At 63.3% G+C, this 19,080-nt stretch carries 17 protein-coding genes; all 17 read right to left on the minus strand.

The window, feature by feature from the left end; all coding sequences use genetic code 11:
• Nucleotides 1-1,974 (minus strand): cytochrome o ubiquinol oxidase subunit I, encoded by a 1,974-nt coding sequence (gene cyoB / locus BLR29_RS20065; RefSeq protein WP_092138797.1) that lies wholly within the window; start codon nucleotides 1,972-1,974, stop codon nucleotides 1-3.
• Nucleotides 1,975-1,982: 8 nt separating this feature from the next.
• Nucleotides 1,983-2,951 carry a ubiquinol oxidase subunit II gene (cyoA, locus tag BLR29_RS20070; protein ID WP_092138799.1) on the minus strand — a complete coding sequence of 323 codons (969 nt, stop codon included), beginning with the start codon at nucleotides 2,949-2,951 and terminating at the stop codon, nucleotides 1,983-1,985.
• Between the two features lie 592 nt (nucleotides 2,952-3,543).
• Nucleotides 3,544-4,023: a MaoC family dehydratase gene (locus BLR29_RS20075; RefSeq protein WP_092138801.1), complete on the minus strand. Its 480-nt coding sequence runs from the start codon at nucleotides 4,021-4,023 to the stop codon at nucleotides 3,544-3,546.
• 127 nt (nucleotides 4,024-4,150) lie between these two features.
• Complete coding sequence (locus BLR29_RS20080; protein ID WP_092138803.1) at nucleotides 4,151-4,600, minus strand: MaoC family dehydratase; 450 nt, start codon at nucleotides 4,598-4,600, stop codon at nucleotides 4,151-4,153.
• Between the two features lie 81 nt (nucleotides 4,601-4,681).
• Nucleotides 4,682-5,800 (minus strand): acyl-CoA dehydrogenase family protein, encoded by a 1,119-nt coding sequence (locus BLR29_RS20085; RefSeq protein WP_092138805.1) that lies wholly within the window; start codon nucleotides 5,798-5,800, stop codon nucleotides 4,682-4,684.
• 13 nt (nucleotides 5,801-5,813) lie between these two features.
• A complete protein-coding gene (locus BLR29_RS20090) occupies nucleotides 5,814-7,016 on the minus strand; it encodes an acyl-CoA dehydrogenase family protein (RefSeq protein WP_092138807.1) in 1,203 nt (400 codons plus the stop codon).
• Nucleotides 7,017-7,106: 90 nt separating this feature from the next.
• Nucleotides 7,107-7,574 carry a DUF1178 family protein gene (locus tag BLR29_RS20095; RefSeq protein WP_092138809.1) on the minus strand — a complete coding sequence of 156 codons (468 nt, stop codon included), beginning with the start codon at nucleotides 7,572-7,574 and terminating at the stop codon, nucleotides 7,107-7,109.
• Between the two features lie 198 nt (nucleotides 7,575-7,772).
• Nucleotides 7,773-8,423, minus strand: a complete 651-nt coding sequence (locus BLR29_RS20100; protein ID WP_092138811.1) for an NUDIX domain-containing protein — start codon at nucleotides 8,421-8,423, stop codon at nucleotides 7,773-7,775.
• 44 nt (nucleotides 8,424-8,467) lie between these two features.
• Entirely contained in the window at nucleotides 8,468-8,776 is a 309-nt protein-coding gene (locus BLR29_RS20105) for a DUF2818 family protein (protein ID WP_092138813.1), read from the minus strand.
• A gap of 19 nt (nucleotides 8,777-8,795) precedes the next feature.
• Nucleotides 8,796-10,271 (minus strand): NADH-quinone oxidoreductase subunit NuoN, encoded by a 1,476-nt coding sequence (gene nuoN / locus BLR29_RS20110; RefSeq protein WP_092138815.1) that lies wholly within the window; start codon nucleotides 10,269-10,271, stop codon nucleotides 8,796-8,798.
• Nucleotides 10,272-10,290: 19 nt separating this feature from the next.
• Complete coding sequence (locus tag BLR29_RS20115) at nucleotides 10,291-11,757, minus strand: NADH-quinone oxidoreductase subunit M (protein WP_092138817.1); 1,467 nt, start codon at nucleotides 11,755-11,757, stop codon at nucleotides 10,291-10,293.
• Between the two features lie 27 nt (nucleotides 11,758-11,784).
• On the minus strand, nucleotides 11,785-13,869 hold the full coding sequence (gene nuoL / locus BLR29_RS20120; protein WP_092138819.1) for an NADH-quinone oxidoreductase subunit L: 2,085 nt from the start codon (nucleotides 13,867-13,869) through the stop codon (nucleotides 11,785-11,787).
• Between the two features lie 61 nt (nucleotides 13,870-13,930).
• Nucleotides 13,931-14,236 (minus strand): NADH-quinone oxidoreductase subunit NuoK, encoded by a 306-nt coding sequence (gene nuoK / locus BLR29_RS20125; RefSeq protein ID WP_092138821.1) that lies wholly within the window; start codon nucleotides 14,234-14,236, stop codon nucleotides 13,931-13,933.
• 17 nt (nucleotides 14,237-14,253) lie between these two features.
• Nucleotides 14,254-14,895, minus strand: coding sequence for an NADH-quinone oxidoreductase subunit J (locus BLR29_RS20130; protein WP_092138823.1), 642 nt, complete (start codon nucleotides 14,893-14,895; stop codon nucleotides 14,254-14,256).
• Nucleotides 14,896-15,044: 149 nt separating this feature from the next.
• The gene (nuoI, locus tag BLR29_RS20135) at nucleotides 15,045-15,533 is read right to left on the minus strand and encodes an NADH-quinone oxidoreductase subunit NuoI (RefSeq protein ID WP_176861013.1); all 489 of its coding nucleotides are present in this window, start codon (nucleotides 15,531-15,533) and stop codon (nucleotides 15,045-15,047) included.
• Nucleotides 15,534-15,606: 73 nt separating this feature from the next.
• On the minus strand, nucleotides 15,607-16,671 hold the full coding sequence (nuoH, locus tag BLR29_RS20140) for an NADH-quinone oxidoreductase subunit NuoH (protein WP_092138827.1): 1,065 nt from the start codon (nucleotides 16,669-16,671) through the stop codon (nucleotides 15,607-15,609).
• A gap of 18 nt (nucleotides 16,672-16,689) precedes the next feature.
• On the minus strand, nucleotides 16,690-19,068 hold the full coding sequence (nuoG, locus tag BLR29_RS20145) for an NADH-quinone oxidoreductase subunit NuoG (protein ID WP_092138829.1): 2,379 nt from the start codon (nucleotides 19,066-19,068) through the stop codon (nucleotides 16,690-16,692).
• Nucleotides 19,069-19,080: the final 12 nt, after the last annotated feature.

The following is a 19,080-nucleotide window of genomic DNA, read 5'->3' on the forward strand; positions in this document are numbered from 1 at the left end:
TCAGGCCTGCGAAGCAATGCGCTGCAGTTGGCGCGTTTCGATCTGCTCGACCTGGGCGGCCGGCACGTAGTAGTCGATATGGTCGTCGTTGGCGCGGAAGATGAACGACACCACCATGCCAACCAGGCCCACGGCGGCAAGCCACCAGATGTGCCAGACCAGGGCAAAGCCGAGCACCAGGCTGAAGGCGCCGATGTAGAAGCCGGCTGCGGTGTTCTTCGGCATGTGGATCTGCTCGAAGCCATCCGTGCGGACCTTCTCGCCACGGGCCTTCATGTCGGCAAACGCGTCCAGGTCACGCACCACCGGGGTGTGCGCGAAGTTGTAGAACGCGGGCGGCGAAGACGTGGCCCATTCCAGCGTGCGGCCACCCCACGGGTCGCCAGTCACGTCGGCCAGCTTCTCGCGGTTGCGGATCGACACGACGATCTGCAGCACCTGGAACACAATGCCCATGGCGATGAACACGACACCGACCACGGCAAGGTGCAGGAACGGGGTCCAGGCCGGGTTGTCCGTGTGGTTCAGGCGACGGGTCATGCCCATCAGGCCCAGCACGTACAGCGGCATGAACGCGAAGTAGAAACCAACCAGCCAGCACCAGAAGGCGCACTTGCCCAGACGCTCGTCCAGCTTGAAGCCAAACGCCTTCGGCCACCAGTAGGTCACGCCGGCCAGGTAGCCAAACAGCACGCCACCGATAATCACGTTGTGGAAGTGGGCGATCAGGAACAGGCTGTTGTGCAGCACGAAGTCAGCGGCCGGCACGGCCATCAGCACGCCGGTCATGCCGCCGATCACGAAGGTGATCATGAAGCCCAGCGTCCACAGCACCGGCGACGTGAATTGCACGCGGCCGCGGTACATGGTGAACAGCCAGTTGAAGATCTTCACCCCGGTCGGGATGGAGATGATCATGGTCGTGATGCCGAAGAACGCGTTCACGTTGGCGCCGGAGCCCATCGTGAAGAAGTGGTGCAGCCACACGAGGAACGACAGCACCATGATGGCGGAGGTCGCGTACACCATCGACTTGTAGCCGAACAGCTTCTTGCCCGAGAACGTGGCGATGATCTCCGAGAAGATACCGAACGCCGGCAGGATCAGGATGTACACCTCGGGGTGGCCCCAGATCCAGATCAGGTTCACGTACATCATGGCGTTACCGCCGCCATCGTTCGTAAAGAAGTGCATGTCGAGGTAGCGGTCCAGGCCCAGCAGTGCCAGCGACACGGTCAGCACCGGGAAGGCGGCCACGATCAGCACGTTGGTGCACAGCACGGTCCAGGTGAACACCGGCATGCGCATCAGGGTCATGCCCGGGGCGCGCATACGCAGGATGGTCACCAGGAAGTTCACGCCGGTCAGCAGCGTGCCCAACCCCGAGATCTGCAAGGACCAGAGGTAGTAGTCCACCCCTACGCCCGGGCTGAAGTCCAGGCCGGACAGCGGCGGGTAGGCCAGCCAGCCGGTGCGGGCGAATTCGCCGACGCCGAGCGAGACGTTGACCAGCAGGGCGCCAGCCACGAACAGCCAGAAACTCAGCGTGTTCAGGAACGGGAAGGCCACGTCGCGCGCGCCGATCTGCAGCGGCACCACGAGGTTCATCAGGCCCGTCATCAGCGGCATGGCCACGAAGAAGATCATGATCACGCCGTGGGCCGTGAACACCTGGTCATAGTGCTCGGGCGGCAGGAAGCCGGTGCTGCCGTTGGTGGCCACAGCCAGCTGCGTACGCATCATGATGGCGTCGGCAAAGCCGCGCAGCAGCATGATCAGGGCGACCAGCGAGTACATCACGCCGATCTTCTTGTGGTCGACGGACGTAATCCACTCGCTCCACAGGTAGTTCCACTTCTTGAAATACGTGATCGCAGCGAACAGCGCCAGCCCGCCAAGGGCCACGCAGCTCAGTGTGATCATGATGATCGGCTCATGAAACGGAATCGCCGACAAACTCAATTTGCCAAACATCATTGCTCCTAGGATTGCGCGCCCAGCGCCGGCTTGGCCGGCGTGGCCATGGAGACACGCTCGTCGCCGAGCGTGTTACGCGACGTGCAGATCGGGCCGCCATCGAAACCTTCGCGGGCGAGTGCACGGCCGTCGTGGCCCATGTACTGATGCAGGATGCCGGTGTACAGGCCGTCTTCGACCTTGCCGAAGAAGGTCACCGGCTCCGCTTCGCTCGGCTTGGCCAGGACCTTGTAGTCCGCGGCGGCGAGCTGGCGTTCGGAGGCGCGCACCTTGGCAACCCAGGCGTCGAAATCGAAGTTCGACATGGCCATCGCCTTGAACTTCATGCCCGAGAAGCCGCCGCCGCTGTAGTTGGCGGACATGCCGTCATACGTGCCGGCTTCGTTGGCGATGAGGTGCAGCTTGGTTTCCATCCCGGCCATGGCGTAAACCTGGCTGCCCAGTTGCGGGATGAAGAACGAATTCATGATCGAATCCGAGGTGATCTTGAAGTTCACCGGCGTGTTCACCGGCAGCGCGAGCTGGTTGACCGTCGCGATCTTCAGTTCCGGATAGATGAACAGCCACTTCCAGTTCATCGCCACCGCTTCCACGGTGATCGGCTTGACGTTGGATTCCAGCGGCTTGTAGGGGTCCAGGTCGTGCGAGGACTTCCAGGTGATGATGCCCAGGGCAATGATGATCAGGCAGGGGATCATCCAGACCACGACTTCGATCTTGGTGGAGTGCGACCAGTCCGGGTCGTAGGCGGCGGACGTATTGCTGGCGCGATACTTCCACGCAAACACCAGCGTCAGGACGATCACGGGGACGACGACCAGCAGCATCAACCAGGTGGCAATCAGAATGATGCCCTTGATGTCGACGCCGATCTGACCCTTCGGGTCCATCACGGTCAGGTTACAGCCGGCCAGCAACAGCAAGCCAAGGCAAGGCAGGAACCGCGTCCAGCGCGGCATTATGGGTTTTTTCATGTCACGACGGTCTGGTTGGGCCGCACCCGGAACACAGGCGCGGCTTCACCGCCTGCTGCACAAGGCAATAGGCTGGCTGGGCTGGGAAAAACCGGAGGACGTGTCCAAAGCTGGCGTTGCGGAGGGGCGATGCAAGCGCCTGCGGACCATGCGGCCGGGCAACGCCATGAACGCGGCTGGACAGCAACTGACGACTGCGTGCGCGGGCGCCGTAGGGGGCGGTGCGTGCGCTGAGGTAACCGACTGCCTGAACTGCGAACGATCCCGGTTCGGAGCAGCCACCGGGAAAGCGTTGTGTCACGATGCCCTTGCCATATCCACCTGTTCCAACCCTCTCGCCAGCGCAGCGAAAACGGTCTTTGAGCGGATATCGCATGACTTCAAACATCGTGGGCGCGACTGTACCGCAACGCAACATTAGGGGTAAACCCAGACACAACGGAAACACTGTTCTGAAAACCGGACAATGTAATTGAGTGTCGCAGGCAGGAAACAGTCACGTCGTGATGAGACTGTCTTCTATCGAAATGAGTGGACAAAATATAAGGGCCGCGTTCTCGCGGCCCCCAGATTTTTCCGATCGCGCAGGCGATCAGGAGTAGCGTCGGCTGATCGATTCCGCCACGCAGACCGGCCGGTCACTGCCCTCTCGCTCGACAGTGACCTCCCAGGTCGACTGCGCACCGACCAGCGTCGGCGCGTTCGGCAGCGGCTCCAGCCGCTCGACCTTGAGCAGCTTGACGCGGGCACGCAGGCGGCTGCCCACCGGCACCGGCGAGGTGAAGCGGACGCGGTTCAGGCCGTAGTTGACGCCCATCTTCACGCCTTCCATATGAATGGCGTTCTGCATGAACTGCGGCAGCAGCGACAGCGTCAGGAAACCGTGTGCCACCGGAGCGCCGAACGGCGACTCCCGCCTGGCGCGCTCCACGTCCACATGGATCCACTGGTGGTCGCCGGTGGCCTCGGCAAACAGGTTGACCTGCTGCTGCGTGATCTCGACCCAGTCGCTGACTGCCACTTCCTGTCCCTGGAGGCTTTCCAGCTCTTCCAGCGATGCGATGGTGCGCATGTTGTCTCCTCGTTTTTCTGGTTGGTTGTCCGATGGCTGCATGGGATTGTCGCAAGAGAACCGCGGCAAAAGAACTGCCGCAGGGAGTTGCCGCCAATCACCCGCCGCAAGGCTTGGGCGGCGACGCTCAGGCGGGACGGCGGGCGTACATGCCCATGCCCTTGACCGTGCAGACCAGTTCGCCGCGCTGGTTGGTGGCCTGCCATTGCGTCATCACCACGCCGCGATCCGGCTTGGAGGTCGACGGACGCGTCTCCAGGATCTTCAGCACCGCGGTCAGCGTGTCGCCGGCATAGACCGGCTTGATCCAGCGGACCTCGTCCACGCCCGGCGATCCCATGCTGCTCGACCGGTCGCCCATCGACTTCACCAGCAGCTTCATCATGATGGCGCAAGTCATCCAGCCGCTGGAGATCAGCCCGCCGTAGATGCTCTTGCTGGCCGCTTCCTTGTCGATGTGGAACGGCTGGGGGTCGTACTGGCTTGCGAAGCTGACGATTTCTTCCTCGGTGACGGTATAGCTGCCGAGCGGATGCTCGCCGCCGACGACGTAATCCTCGAAATACATTTTGGACATGATTGCTCCGTGAATGTCCGTGGCCCAAAAAACAAAAAACCGCGCCTCGAATGACGGCGCGGTTTCAGTCCTGCATATCGCTCAGGCGGCTTCCTGGAAGCCCGGCTGGCTGGCGAAACGTCCCAGATGGTGGTCCACGTCGCCAAACGTCGTGTTGATCAGCGTGAGCCGCTTGAACATATGCGCGGCCGGCAGTTCGTCGGTCACGCCCATGCCGCCGTGGATCTGCACGGCTTCCTGGCCTACCGCGCGGGCCGCCTGACCCACGCGCGCCTTGGCGGCGGACACGTAGCGGCGACGCTCCTCGGGGGTCGATTCCTCGAACTTGGCGGCGGCCAGCAGCGTGATCGAGCGCGACTGCTCGGCGTGGATAAACATCTCCACCATGCGGTGCTGCAACGCCTGGAAGCGCGCGATGGGCACGCCGAACTGCTGGCGGGTCTTCGCATACTCCAGCGTGGCGGCGTTCAGCGTGTCGATCACGCCAACGGCTTCCGCGCATAGCAGTACCGCGGCGTAGTCGGCCGTGGCTTCCAGCACGTCCCAGCCCTTGCCTTCCGTGCCGAGCAGCGTGGCCGGCGCGTCCTGGAAGGACACGTCCGCGGCGCGCAGGTTGTCGATCGTGCGGTAGTCCTTCACCGTCACGCCGGCACCCTTGGTATCGACCAGGTACAGCGAGATGCCATTCTGGTCGGATTCGGCACCGCTGGTGCGCGCCGACACGACGAGCTTGTCGGCCTGCGCGCCGTGGATGACGACAACCTTGCGGCCATTGAGCTTGCCACCCTTGGCGGTCACGCGCACGTTGTTCAGTTCATAGCGTGCCTGCGGCTCGTTGAACGCCGTGGCCAGCTTCACTTCACCGCCGGCCACCTGCTCCAGCAATGCGTCCTGGCCACCGGCCAGCTTCAGCGCGTGCGCGGCCACCACGGTGGCGAAGTACGGCTCCACGACCAGGCCGCGGCCCAGTTCCTGCTGCACCACCATCATGTCGATGGCCGTGCCCGAGAAACCGCCCTGCGCTTCCGGGACCGGCAGCGCGGTCAGGCCGAGTTCGACCAGTGCCCCCCACGCGGCGGCGCCGTAGCCGCCTTCGGCCTTGACGTTCTTCTTGCGGGACTCGAAGTCGTAGCTCTTGTCGATGAAGCGGCGGACGGCGTCGGCCAGTTGCTTCTGTTCGTCGCTGAGATTGAAGTTCATGTTGCGTGTCTCCTCACAGCCCCAGAATCATCTGGCTGATGATGTTCTTCTGAATTTCGTTGGACCCGCCGTAGATGGAGGTCTTGCGATAGTTGAAGTAGTACGCGGCCAGCGGTGCGGCGTCGTCGAAGCCGGTCACGGCATGCTCGTGTTCGCACTCGAGGTAGGCCGGATCGAACGGCTGCGCATACGGGCCGACGGCCTCCACCATCAGTTCGGTCAGCATCTGCTGGATCTCGGTGCCCTTGATCTTGAGCATCGAGGCCTCGGGGCCGGGGCCCTTGCCGGCGGCTTCGCTCGACACCACGCGCAGCACGGTCAGCTCCAGCGCCATCAGCTCGATTTCCAGCGCGGCCACCTTGGCGCCGAACACCGGATCTTCCAGCAGCGGCTTGCCGTTCTTCTCCTGCTGGCGCGCCACGCGCTTCAGGAAGCCCAGTTCCCGCTTGGAATTGCCCACGCGGGCGATGCCGGTACGCTCATGGCCCAGCAGGTACTTGGCGTACGTCCAGCCGCGGTTCTCCTCGCCGACGCGGTTTTCCACCGGCACCTTCACGTTGTCGAAGAAGACCTCGTTCACTTCGTGCTCTTCGTCGAGCATGATGATCGGACGCACGGTGATGCCCGGCGTCTTCATGTCGATCAGCAGGAACGAGATGCCCTCCTGCTTCTTGGCTTCCGGATCGGTGCGGACCAGGCAGAAGATCATGTCGGCATGCTGGCCGAGCGTGGTCCAGGTCTTCTGGCCATTGACGATGTAGTGCTTGCCGTCCGAGGTCAGCTCGGCGCGCGTCTTCAGCGAGGCCAGGTCGGAGCCGGAGCCCGGCTCGGAATAGCCCTGGCACCACCAGTCGGTGCAATCGAGGATTCGGGGCAGGTAGTAGGACTTCTGCTCGGCGTTGCCGTACTTCATGATCACCGGCGCCACCATCGCCACGCCAAACGGCAGCACGCCGGGCGCGCCGACGCGGGCATTTTCCTCGTCCCATATATGGCGTTGCGTGGCGTTCCAGCCCGTGCCGCCGAACTCGACCGGCCAGTGCGGAGCCGACCAGCCCTTGCCGGCCAGGAGCTTGTGCCAGGTCACGAGGTCATCGCGGTTGGGGCGGCGGTGGTTGAGTACCTTTTCGCGGATTGCCGCCGGCAGGTTGGCTTCCAGCCAGCTACGCACTTCCTGTCGGAAGGCGTTGTCGGACGCCGAATAGTTGAGATCCATGCCCGTCTCCAGTGGTGCCGGTGCGAGGACCGGCGAGTTGTTTTTCCTGCGCATCGCTGCGCAAGGAAAACCCGGGCACAGGATGCTTGTTCAGTGGGCCGTCTGCTTCAGTGCGTCCGGCACGATGAGCGGAAAGGTCTCGATGCCCTCCTCGGCCAGCGCCTGCACGTCCTCCGCCGAGGCCGAACCGCGGATGCCGCGTTCCGGAGCCTCTTCGTAGTGAATGCGCCGCGCCTCCTCGGCAAAGCGGTCGCCCACGTCCTCGGTCTGCGCCATGACCTGCCTGACAGCCTTCAGGTAGCGCGCCTGCAGCGCCTGCATGGCTTGCTGCACCTCGGCATTGCCCTGCATGGCTGGCGCGGCTTGCGTTGGCGCCGGCTTTGCGCTGGCGCCTGACAGATTCAGGCGCGGCGCGCTGGGCAGGCGGCTGACGGCATGGTCGCCACAGACCGGGCATTGGACGAGGTTGCGCGACATCTGCGACTGCGCATCTTCCTCCGAGGCAAACCAGCCCTCGAAACGATGGTCTTGCGCACAGCGCAGGTCGAGCACCTTCATGATCTTTCCAGCCCGTCGGGCAATATTAGCCGTGAATCGAAATTTTGTGAACGGTCGTGCTAATTTATTTCTGTGACCGTTCCGCCCCGCAGGATGCGTTCAAAACACAATCCCGCGGCGCCACCCCGCCACCCGTCGCAAATCGAGGGAAAACCCCGTGGCGGATGGCCGTCGCAAGCTTAGCAGCAAAGCAGAAAGTCAGCCGCCGTTCCGGCTGACCGGGAACGGCGGCTCGGCCAGCTCGCCCGGTTGCCAGGCGCCCGACACCACTTTCTCCAGCCAGAACGCGCCGATGATCGTCTTGACGTCGCTGATCCGGCCCTGGCGCACCCAGTCGATCACCTGCCCCACCGGGGTAATGAACGTCTCCAGGAACTCGCCGTCATCGAGCTTCGACTCGCCGGCCGTCAGGTCACGTGCCAGGAACAGGTCGATAAATTCGGTGGAATAGGAAATGACTGGGTGAATCCGTGCCAGGTAGTCCCAGCGGCGGGCGGTGTAGCCGGTTTCCTCGAGCAGCTCGCGCTCGCCGCAGCGCTGGGCGCCCTCTTCCGGGTCCAGCTTGCCGGCCGGAAATTCCAGCATGACCTCGCCCACCGGATAGCGGAACTGGCGCTCCATCAACACCGTGCCATCGTCGAACAGCGGGATCATCATGACCGCGCCCGGATGCAGCACGTACTCGCGCCCGGTCTGCTTGCCATCCGGCAGACGCACGATGTCTTGCTTCAGGGTGAGGAATTTGCCGCGGTGGATGGTGGCGGACGCCACGCAGGTTTCCCTGAGGTGATCATCCGATCCGGATGCGGCCGGTTGGGTGGCCGACGCGGCGTGGGTCTTGTCCGTCATGAACGCTCCGGGGGTATTGCACGGGCCCGGGCGCAGGCTAGCCGTCAGGCCGTGCGGTGTTTGACCAGGTATTGCCAGGTGAAGCCGGGGAAGGCGAACACCAGCATCATGCAGGCCGTGATGGCGTAGAACTGCCAGCCTTGCGGGAAGGCGTTGCCGAGGCTGGCCTCCACCGCGAAGCCGGCAAGGCCGGCCACCACGTACCACACGATCAGTTCCACCACGCGCAGCCAGAGCGGCTTGCGAGCCCACTTGAGGCCCACCGCCGCAAACAGGCGTTGGTTGACGAACGGCAGGTTGGCACAAACCAGTGCCAGAAAGATGACAAACCAGCCGCCCGCCGAGGAACTCATGATTGCTTGCCTTGTACGATCAGGATGCGAGCGTCGCGCGGATCGCCTGGTAGCACAGGTTCATCAGCGCAGCCGGGAAGATACCCAGCAGGATGACGGCCAGGCCGTTCAGGCTCAGCACCGAGCGCAGGCCCGTCGACGCTTCCAGCGGCTCTTCGCCAACCGGTGCGTCAAAGTACATCAGCTTGACGACGCGCAGGTAGTAGAAGGCGCCGATCAGCGAGAACAGCACCGCCACGATGGCCAGCCAGTTCATGCCGGCCTTCACCACCGCCTGCAGCACGGCCAGCTTGGCGTAGAAGCCCACGGTCGGCGGAATGCCGGCCATCGAGAACATCATCACCAGCATCAGCAGCGCAAACCACGGATGACGACGCGACATGCCCTTCAGATCATCCAGCGTTTCGGCTTCGAAGCCCTTGCGGGTACGGATCAGGATCAGACCGAAGGTGCCGAGCGTGGTCAGCAGGTACGTCACCGAATAGAACATCGACGCGCTGTACGCATCGGCCGCGCCATCCGCCTTGTTGGCCACCACGCCGGATACCATGCCCAGCAGGATGAAGCCCATGTGCGAGATGGTCGAGTAAGCCAGCATCCGCTTCAGGTTGGTCTGCGCGATGGCGGTCAGGTTACCGATCACCAGCGACGCCACCGCCAACACCACCAGCATCGTCTGCCAGTCGCTGGCCAGCGGCAGCAGGCCCTCCACCAGCACGCGCACGATCAGCGCGAACGCGGCAACCTTCGGGCCACCGGCGATCAGCAGCGTCACGGCGGTCGGCGAACCCTGGTAGATGTCCGGGATCCACATGTGGAACGGTGCGGCACCGATCTTGAAGGACAGGCCGGCAACGATGAAGACCACGCCGAATGCCAGCATCGTGGTGTTGACGCGGCCGGACTCAACCACGCGGAACACCTCGCCCAGGTTCAGCGAACCGGTGGCGCCGTACATCATCGACACGCCATAGAGCAGGAAGCCCGATGCCAGCGCGCCCAGCACGAAGTACTTCATGGCCGATTCCGACGTCACGCGCGATTCGCGGCGCAGGGCCACCAGTGCGTACGACGACAGCGACAACAGTTCCAGGCCGAGGTACAGGGTCAGGAAGTTGTTGCCGGTGATCATCACGACCTGACCACCCAACGTGAACAGCGCGAGCATGTAGAACTCGCCAGCGAACATGTCGCGCTCGGCCAGGTAGCTGCGCGTATAGATCAGCGTCAGGAACATGCCGGCGGCGCAGAACGCGGACAGCACGTTGGCCATCGGATCGATCACCACCAGGTTGGCGAACGCGTAGTGCGTCTCGCCACTGGCGGCGTTCATGCCAAACCACACGGTCAGGATCAGGGTGGTCAGCAGCGACAGCGGATACGCCAGGCTCTGACGGCTCTTGCCGCGGGCAAGGTCGATCCAGTTGATCGCCGCAATGGCGATCGCCAGGAAAATGATTGGCGCCACGGGGGCCAGGCTAGTTGACGGTTGCATGTTGATTTCTCTCCCCCGGTTACAGCTTGGACTGTGCCACGTGGGACAGCAGGTTCACCACCGATGCGTGCATCACGTCGGTAAAGGGCTTCGGGTACAGGCCCATGTAAAGCGTCATGATGGCCAGCAGACCCAGCATGAAGAACTCGCGCTTGTTCAGGTCCAGCAGTTCGCGCACGTGCTGGTGCACGACATCGCCGAAGATCACGCGCTTGACCATCCACAGCGAGTACGCCGCGCCGAAGATCAGGGCCGTGGCGGCCAGCAGGCCGATCCAGAAGTTGTACTTCACGGCGCCCAGGATGACCATGAACTCGCCCACGAAGCCCGAGGTGGCCGGCAGGCCGCAGTTGGCCATCGCGAAGAACACCGACAGCGCCGCGAACTTCGGCATCGTGTTCACCACACCGCCGTAATCGGCGATCTGGCGCGAGTGCACGCGGTCATACAGCACGCCGATGCAAAGGAACATGGCGCCCGACACGAAACCGTGCGAGATCATCTGGATGATGCCGCCTTCCACGCCGATGTCGTTGAAGATGAAGAAGCCCAGCGTCACGAAACCCATGTGGGCGATCGACGAATACGCCACCAGCTTCTTCATGTCGGCCTGGACCAGCGCCACGAGGCCGATGTAGATCACGGCGATCAGCGAGATCGTGATGATGAACGGGGCCAGCGTGTGGCTGGCGTCCGGCGCGATCGGCAGCGAGAACCGCAGGAAGCCGTAGGCACCCAGCTTCAGCATGATCGCCGCCAGCACCACGGAACCACCGGTCGGTGCTTCCACGTGGGCGTCCGGCAGCCAGGTATGCACCGGCCACATCGGCACCTTCACCGCGAAGGCCATGAAGAACGCCACGAACAGCGCGACCTGCTCCTGCATCGACAGCTTGGCCTGGTGCCAGCCGAGAATTTCAAACGTGCCGGTCTTGCTGTACAGGTACAGCAGCGCGACCAGGGTCAGCAGCGAGCCCAGCAGCGTGTAGAGGAAGAACTTGAACGCCGCGTACACGCGGTTCGGACCGCCCCAGACGCCGATGATGATGTACATCGGGATCAGCGTGGCCTCGAAGAACACGTAGAACAGCAGACCGTCCAGCGCGCAGAACACGCCGATCATCAGGCCGGACAGGATCATGAACGAGGCCATGTATTCGGCCACGCGGTCGGTGATCACTTCCCAGGCCGAGATGACCACGATCACGTTGATGAACGCGGTCAGCACCACGAACCACATCGAGATGCCGTCGACACCCAGGTGGTACTGGATCTTGAAGCGCTCGATCCAGTCGAATTGCTCGACGAACTGCATGGCCGCGGTGGCCGTGTCGAAGTGGACGACCAGCGGCAGCGTGACGATGAAGCTGGCCAGCGCGCCGAACAGCGCCATCCAGCGGACGTAGCACTTGCTACGATCCGATCCGGACGCGAGGATCAGCAGGCCGAAGGCGATTGGCAGCCAGATTGCGAAAGACAGAACCATTTCTTTGTTTTCCTTACTTGGTGCCTATCACTTGGTGCCTATCACGCCAGTGACCGTCAGCGTCAGGAGCACCAGCATGCCGATAATCATCGCAAAAGCGTAATGGTAGATATAGCCAGACTGCAGGTAGCGGCTGGCGGCGGCAAACGATGCCACCACACGGGCCGAACCGTTGACGAATACGCCGTCGATCAGGCCCTGGTCGCCACCCTTCCACAGGCCGGTACCCAGCAGACGCGCACCGCGGGCGAATACGACCTGGTTGATGGCGTCCATGTAGTATTTGTTGTCCAGCAGCTTGTACAGGCCCGAGAAACGTTGCTTGATGGCTTCGGGGATATCCGGGCGCTTCATGTAGAAGAACCAGGACAGCACCACGCCGGCGATGGCCAGCCACAACACGGGGGTCGTCAGCGAGTGGAGCGCCATCGGCACCCAGCCGTGGAAGGCTTCCTTCAGCTCTTCCATCGCGTGGTGATTCTCGCCCACGAAGATCACTTCCTTGAACGCCACGCCGTGCTTGAAGAAGTCACCGAACAGCATCGGCTCGATGGCGATGGCACCGATGATCACCGACGGGATCGCCAGCAGCACCAGCGGCAGGGTCACCACCCACGGCGACTCATGCGGCTTTTCGCCCGGGGCCAGACCGTGGTGATGGTCGTCACCGTGCGATTCCTCTTCTTCCTCGTGGTGATCGTGGTGGAGGTGCGGCTTGCCGAAGCGCTCTTCACCATGGAACACCAGGAAGTACATGCGGAACGAGTAGAACGCGGTCACGAACACACCGGCCAGCACCGCGAAGTAGGCGAAGCCCGAACCGGCGATGTGGGATTCGGCCACGGCCTCGATGATCGAGTCCTTGGAGTAGAAACCCGCGAAGAACGGCGTGCCGATCAGGGCCAGCGAGCCGACCAGCGACGTGATCCACGTGATCGGCATGTACTTGCGCAGGCCACCCATGTTGCGGATGTCCTGATCATGGTGCATGCCAATGATCACCGAGCCGGCGCCGAGGAACAGCAGTGCCTTGAAGAACGCGTGCGTCATCAGGTGGAACACGGCCACCGAGTAGGCCGACGCGCCCAGTGCCACCGTCATGTAGCCGAGCTGCGACAGCGTCGAGTAAGCCACCACGCGCTTGATGTCGTTCTGGATGATGCCCAGGAAGCCCATGAACAGGGCCGTGATGGCACCGATTACCAGCACGAAGGACAGCGCGGTATCCGACAGCTCGAACAGCGGCGACATGCGCGCCACCATGAAGATGCCGGCGGTCACCATCGTGGCCGCGTGGATCAGTGCGGAAATCGGGGTCGGGCCTTCCATCGAGTCAGGCAGCCACACGTGCAGCGGGAATTGCGCCGACTTGCCCATCGCGCCGATGAACAGGCAGATGCACGCCACCGTCAGCATCATCCAGTCCGTGCCTGGGAACACGACCGTCGCCAGGTTCTCGCGGGCGGCAAACACGTCCGAGTAGTTCATGCTGCCGCTGTAGGCCAGCAGCAGGCCGATACCGAGGATGAAGCCGAAGTCACCCACGCGGTTGACCAGGAATGCCTTCAGGTTGGCGAAGATCGCCGTCGGGCGGGTGTACCAGAAGCCGATCAGCAGGTACGACACCAGGCCCACCGCTTCCCAGCCGAAGAACAGCTGCAGGAAGTTGTTGCTCATCACCAGCATCAGCATCGAGAAGGTGAAGAGCGAGATGTAGGCGAAGAAACGGTTGTAGCCGTGGTCCCCTTGCATGTAGCCGACGGTGTAGATGTGCACCATCAGCGATACGAAGGTCACGACCACCATCATCATCGCGGTCAGGGAATCGACCAGGAAGCCGACTTCCATCTTCAGGCTGCCGATCGCCATCCATTCATAGACGGTGCCGTTGTAGCTGGCGCCATCCATCACATCGCGCAGCACCAGCAGCGACAACACGAAGGAGATGGCGACACCAAGGATCGTCGCCGAGTGGGCCACGATCCGGCCGCCGCGCGACTCCGAGGAAAACGAGCCGAAGAACTTGGTACCGAACAGACCGGCTATCGCGGCGCCGGCGAGCGGCGCCAGCGAAATCGCCAGCAGCAGGTTGGGGTTGAGCGTGGTTGCCATAGGACGCTTATTGGTGTGCGATCGGGGTACGGTCTTGGGTCTTTGCGTAGTCGGTCATGGATCAGCCCTTGAGGGTATCCATGTCGTCCACATTGATCGTGTCCAGGTTACGGAACAGCACGACCAGGATTGCCAGACCGATTGCCGATTCGGCGGCGGCCACCGTGAGGATGAAGAAAACGAAAACCTGTCCGGCCAGATCGCCCATGTAGTGCGAGAAGGCCACGAAGTTGATATTCACCGCAAGCAGCATCAGTTCGAGCGCCATCAGCAGCACGATCACGTTCTTGCGGTTCAGGAAAATGCCGACGATGCTGATCGCAAACAGGATCGCACCGAGCACGAGGAAGTGGGCGAGAGAGAGCACAGCGTTATTCTCCGGGCTTAGTTCTTATTGGCGGCTGCCGTGGCATCCGCTTCGGCCCGGCCCTCGGCCGGCATGCTCACGATGCGCACGCGGTCATCGCGGCGGGTACGCAACTGGCGCGACACGTCCTGTGCCTTGACGTCCTTGCGGCGGCGCAGGGTCAGCGCCACGGCGGCGATGATCGCCACCAGCAGGATGATGCCGGCCACTTCGAACGCGTAGACGTAATCCGAATAGATCACCTTGCCCAGCGCGCCGGTGTTCGAGTAGTTCGGGTCCTGCGAGCCGGCGGGCAGCGCGGCTGCCGTGGTGCCGATGAAATTGCGCACCAGCACGATCGCCATTTCCGCGATGATCAGCGCGCCGACCACCGAGGCCAGCGGCACGTAGGTCCAGAAGTCGCGGCGCAGGTGCTCGATGTCGATATCGATCATCATCACCACGAACAGGAACAGCACCATCACGGCACCGACGTAGACCAGCACGAGCAGGATGGCGAGGAACTCCGCCTTCAGGATCATCCAGATGGCCGCGGCGGTGAAGAACGCCAGGACGAGGAACAGTGCGGAATGCACCGGGTTCTTTGCCGTGATGACTTTCAGTGCGGAGAGCACCAGCACCAACGCAAAGGCATAGAAGATGGCGGTCGTGAGTTCCATGGTCCCTATCGGATCCTCTTTGGTGCCGCACGCCACGGGTCACCCGCCTGGGTGGCCCGCTTCTGCTGCGGCATCCTTCTGTTGGCCCTTGTTCAGGGCCGATTCAAATTCATTTGGGCGACGGGCACCTGGCCCGACACCCGCCCTGCTTAGCGGTACTTGGCGTCCGCTGCCTTGGCCGCGGCGATCTGCGGCTCATAGCGGTCGCCAACGGCCAGCAGCATGTCCTTGGTGAAGTACAGGTCGCCGCGCTTCTCGCCGTGGTACTCGAGAATGTGCGTCTCGACGATGGCGTCGACCGGGCAAGCCTCTTCGCAGAAGCCGCAGAAAATGCACTTGGTCAGGTCGATGTCGTAGCGCGTGGTGCGGCGGGTGCCGTCATTGCGCGCGTCCGATTCGATCGTGATGGCCATCGCCGGGCACACCGCTTCACACAGCTTGCATGCGATGCAACGCTCTTCCCCATTGGGGTAGCGACGCAGTGCGTGCAGGCCGCGGAAACGCGGTGACATCGGCGTCTTCTCTTCCGGGAACTGGACGGTGATCTTGCGCGCGAAGAGATAGCGGCCGGTCAGCGCCATACCCTTGAAGAGTTCCTTCAGGAGCAGGCTGTTGAAGAAGTCCTTGATGGCGGTCAGCATGACGATTGCTTCCTAAATATTTCCGCGCGGTGCGCCCTGCCACTGCAGTGGCGCACCGTCGCCTGGCCTTTTAGTGCCAGATGTTCCACGGCGACTTGATCCAGATCGCCACAATGATCAGCCAGCCCACGGTCAGCGGAATGAAAATCTTCCAGCCCAGACGCATGATCTGGTCATAGCGATAGCGCGGGAACGATGCGCGGATCCAGATGAATACCGACAACAGCAGGAAAACCTTGATCAGCAGCCAGAAGAAGCCCGGAATCGCGTTGGTCAGCGCGCTCGAGAACGGCGGCGCCCATCCACCCAGGAACATCAGCGCGGTCATCGTGGAGATGACGATCATGTTGATGTATTCGGCCAGGAAGAACAGCGCGAAGCCCATGCCCGAGTACTCGATCATGTGACCGGCCACGATTTCCGATTCGCCTTCCACCACGTCAAACGGGTGACGGTTGGTTTCGGCCACGCCGGAGATGAAGTACACGCCGAACATCGGCAGCAGCGGCAGCCAGTTCCACGACAGGATGTTGATGCCCATGTTGGCGAAGTAGCCGGTGTTCTGGCCGTTCACGATCGCCGACAGGTTCAGGCTGCCCGCCACCATCAGCACGGTCACCAGCGCGAAGCCCATGGCGATTTCATACGACACCATCTGTGCCGCGGCGCGCATGGCGCCGATGAAGGCGTACTTGGAGTTCGAGGCCCAGCCGGCCAGGATCACGCCGTAGACGCCCACGGAGCTGATCGCCATCACATACAGCAGACCGGCGTTCACGTCGGCCATCACCACTTCGGCCTGGAACGGAATCACCGCCCAGATCGCCACGGCGGGCATCAGCACCATCAGCGGGGCCACCAGGTACATGCCCCGGCTGACCTGCGTCGGCATCATGACTTCCTTGAGCAGCAGCTTCAGCACGTCGGCGATCGGCTGCAGCAGCCCCAGCGGGCCCACGCGATTCGGGCCGATCCGGACGTGCATCCAGCCAATCAGCTTGCGCTCCCACAAAATCAGGTAGGCCACGCACAGCAGCAGCGGCACCACAATGACCACGGCGCGGATGAGAATCCACAGCGGCGTCCATACGCCGCCGAAGATGGCCTGTCCTTGCGAGGTAATCCAGTCGATCATGTTGCTTTCTCGCTCTTCTTATGCGGTGGCCGCCGACGTTGCCGCAGCGGTATTGCCACCCGGCAGTTCGATGGCTTTCTCAACGGTGACGTTGCCGAACAGTGCGCCCAGGCTGGCGGCCGCGACGGTCGCGGCCGGCACGCGCACGGTGTTGGCCGGCAGCGTCGCCTCCAGGGCAGCCGGCAGCACTACGCTACCCTCGCCTTGCGTCACGCGCACCGGGTCGCCCGCTTGCACGCCCAGCTTGCCGAACAGGTCCGAAGACAGCGAGACCTGCAGCGCGCGGCGCGCGGCGGCGGTCAACTGCAGCGAATCTGCGCGGCGCACGATCGGGTCGGCATGGTAGATCGGCACGTCGGCGATGCGTTCGATACCGTTGGCGACGGCAGCCGTCACGCGGATCGGGGCATCGGTGGCGTTGTTCAGTTGTGCGGCCAGCGGCTTGGCCAGTACTTCGTCGCGCACGGCTTCGGCCGTGTCGAAGTCGAAGCCTGGCACGTCCAGCAGGTTGCCCAGCACGCGCAGCACCTTCCAGGCCGGACGCGATTCACCCAGCGCACGGACCACGCCGTTGAAGCTTTGCGGCTTGCCTTCGGCGTTGACGAAGGTGCCGGCAGTTTCCGTGAACGGCGTCACCGGCAGGATCACGTCGGCGTACTGCATGGCCGCTTCCGAGCGGAACGGCGACAGCACGACCACGGTACCTGCCTGGTTCAGCGCGGCCAGCGCCTTGCGGGCGTCGGCGGTGTCGAACTCGGGCTCGGCATTCAGCACGATGTAGGCGCGGCGCGGCGCATCCAGCATGGCTTGCGCATTGGCGCCGCCATTCTGCGGCAGCGCGCCGGCAATGTAGCCGCCCACGGTGTTGGCCGCTTCGGTCAGGAAGCCCAGCGTGGCGCCCGTTTCCGTGGCGATCCACTGAGCCAGTGCATGCAGCGCGGAGAATTGCGGGTGACGCACAGCCTCGTTGCCGAGGAACACCGCGCGGCGCTCGCCCGACAACAGCGCATCGGCAACCACCTTCGCGGCGTTGCCACCGTCGACGCCATCGGTGCCGGCCGGAGCGGCCACGCCCTTGGCAGTGGCCACGGCGCGGGCCACACCGGCCAGCGCGGCAGTCCAGCCGGACGGGGCCACGTCGATGCGTGCGGCCAGCGGCATCAGCAGGTCTTCGCCACCGGTGCCCAGGACGGCCACACGGGCGCCCTTCTTGCCAGCCTGGCGCAGACGCGAGGCCAGCAGCGGATGATCCTTGCGCAGCGAGGAGCCGATCACCAGCACGCGTTGCAGCGTGGTGACATCAGCCACCGGCATGCCCAGCCACGGCGCGCCCTTCAGGGCTGCCGAGAAATCGGTCTGGCGCAGGCGGAAGTCGATATTGTCGCTGCCGATGCCACGCACCAGCTTGCCCAGCAGGTACAGCTCTTCCAGCGTGCTGTGCGGGCTGGCCAGCGCGGCGATCTGGTCGGCGCCATGATCACGCTTGATGCTGGCCAGGCCGTTGGCCACATATTCCAGCGCGGTCTGCCAGTCGGATTCCATCCATTCGCCACCCTGCTTCAGCAGCGGACGCGTCAGGCGGTCCGGGCTGTTCAGGCCTTCATAGGCGAAGCGGTCCTTGTCCGACAGCCAGCATTCGTTGACGTCCTCGTTTTCCAGCGGCACCACGCGCATCACGCGCTGGTTCTTGGTCTGGACCACCAGGTTGGCGCCAAGGCCATCGTGCGGCGACACCGACTTGCGGCGGGCCAGCTCCCACGTACGGGCCGAGTAGCGGAACGGCTTGCTGGTCAGCGCACCGACCGGGCACAGGTCGATCATGTTGCCGGACAGTTCCGAATCCACGGTCTGGCCGACGAACGTCGTGATTTCCGAGTGCTCGCCGCGGTTCAGCATGCCCAGCTCCATCACGCCGGCCACTTCCTGGCCAAAGCGCACGCAGCGGGTGCAGTGGATGCAGCGGGTCATCTCCTCCATGGAGATCAGCGGGCCCACGTTCTTGTGGAACACCACACGCTTCTCTTCCTTGTAGCGCGATTCCGACGCACCGTAGCCCACGGCCAGATCCTGCAGCTGGCATTCGCCGCCCTGATCGCAGATCGGGCAGTCGAGCGGGTGGTTGATCAGCAGGAATTCCATCACGGACTTCTGGGCCTTGACGGCCTTTTCGGAGTTCGTGAAGACCTTCATGCCGGGCGTCACCGGGGTGGCGCAGGCGGGGAGCGCCTTGGGCGCCTTTTCCACTTCAACCAGGCACATGCGGCAGTTCGCCGCGATGGACAGTTTGCGGTGGTAGCAGAAATGGGGGATGTAGGTGCCCAGCTTGCGGGCGGCTTCCATCACGAGGCTGCCTTCCGCAACCTCTACCTTCTTGCCGTCGATCTCGAGTTCAACCATGTTCTGCCACGC

Source organism: Cupriavidus sp. YR651 (assembly GCF_900101625.1).
Lineage (GTDB): Bacteria > Pseudomonadota > Gammaproteobacteria > Burkholderiales > Burkholderiaceae > Cupriavidus.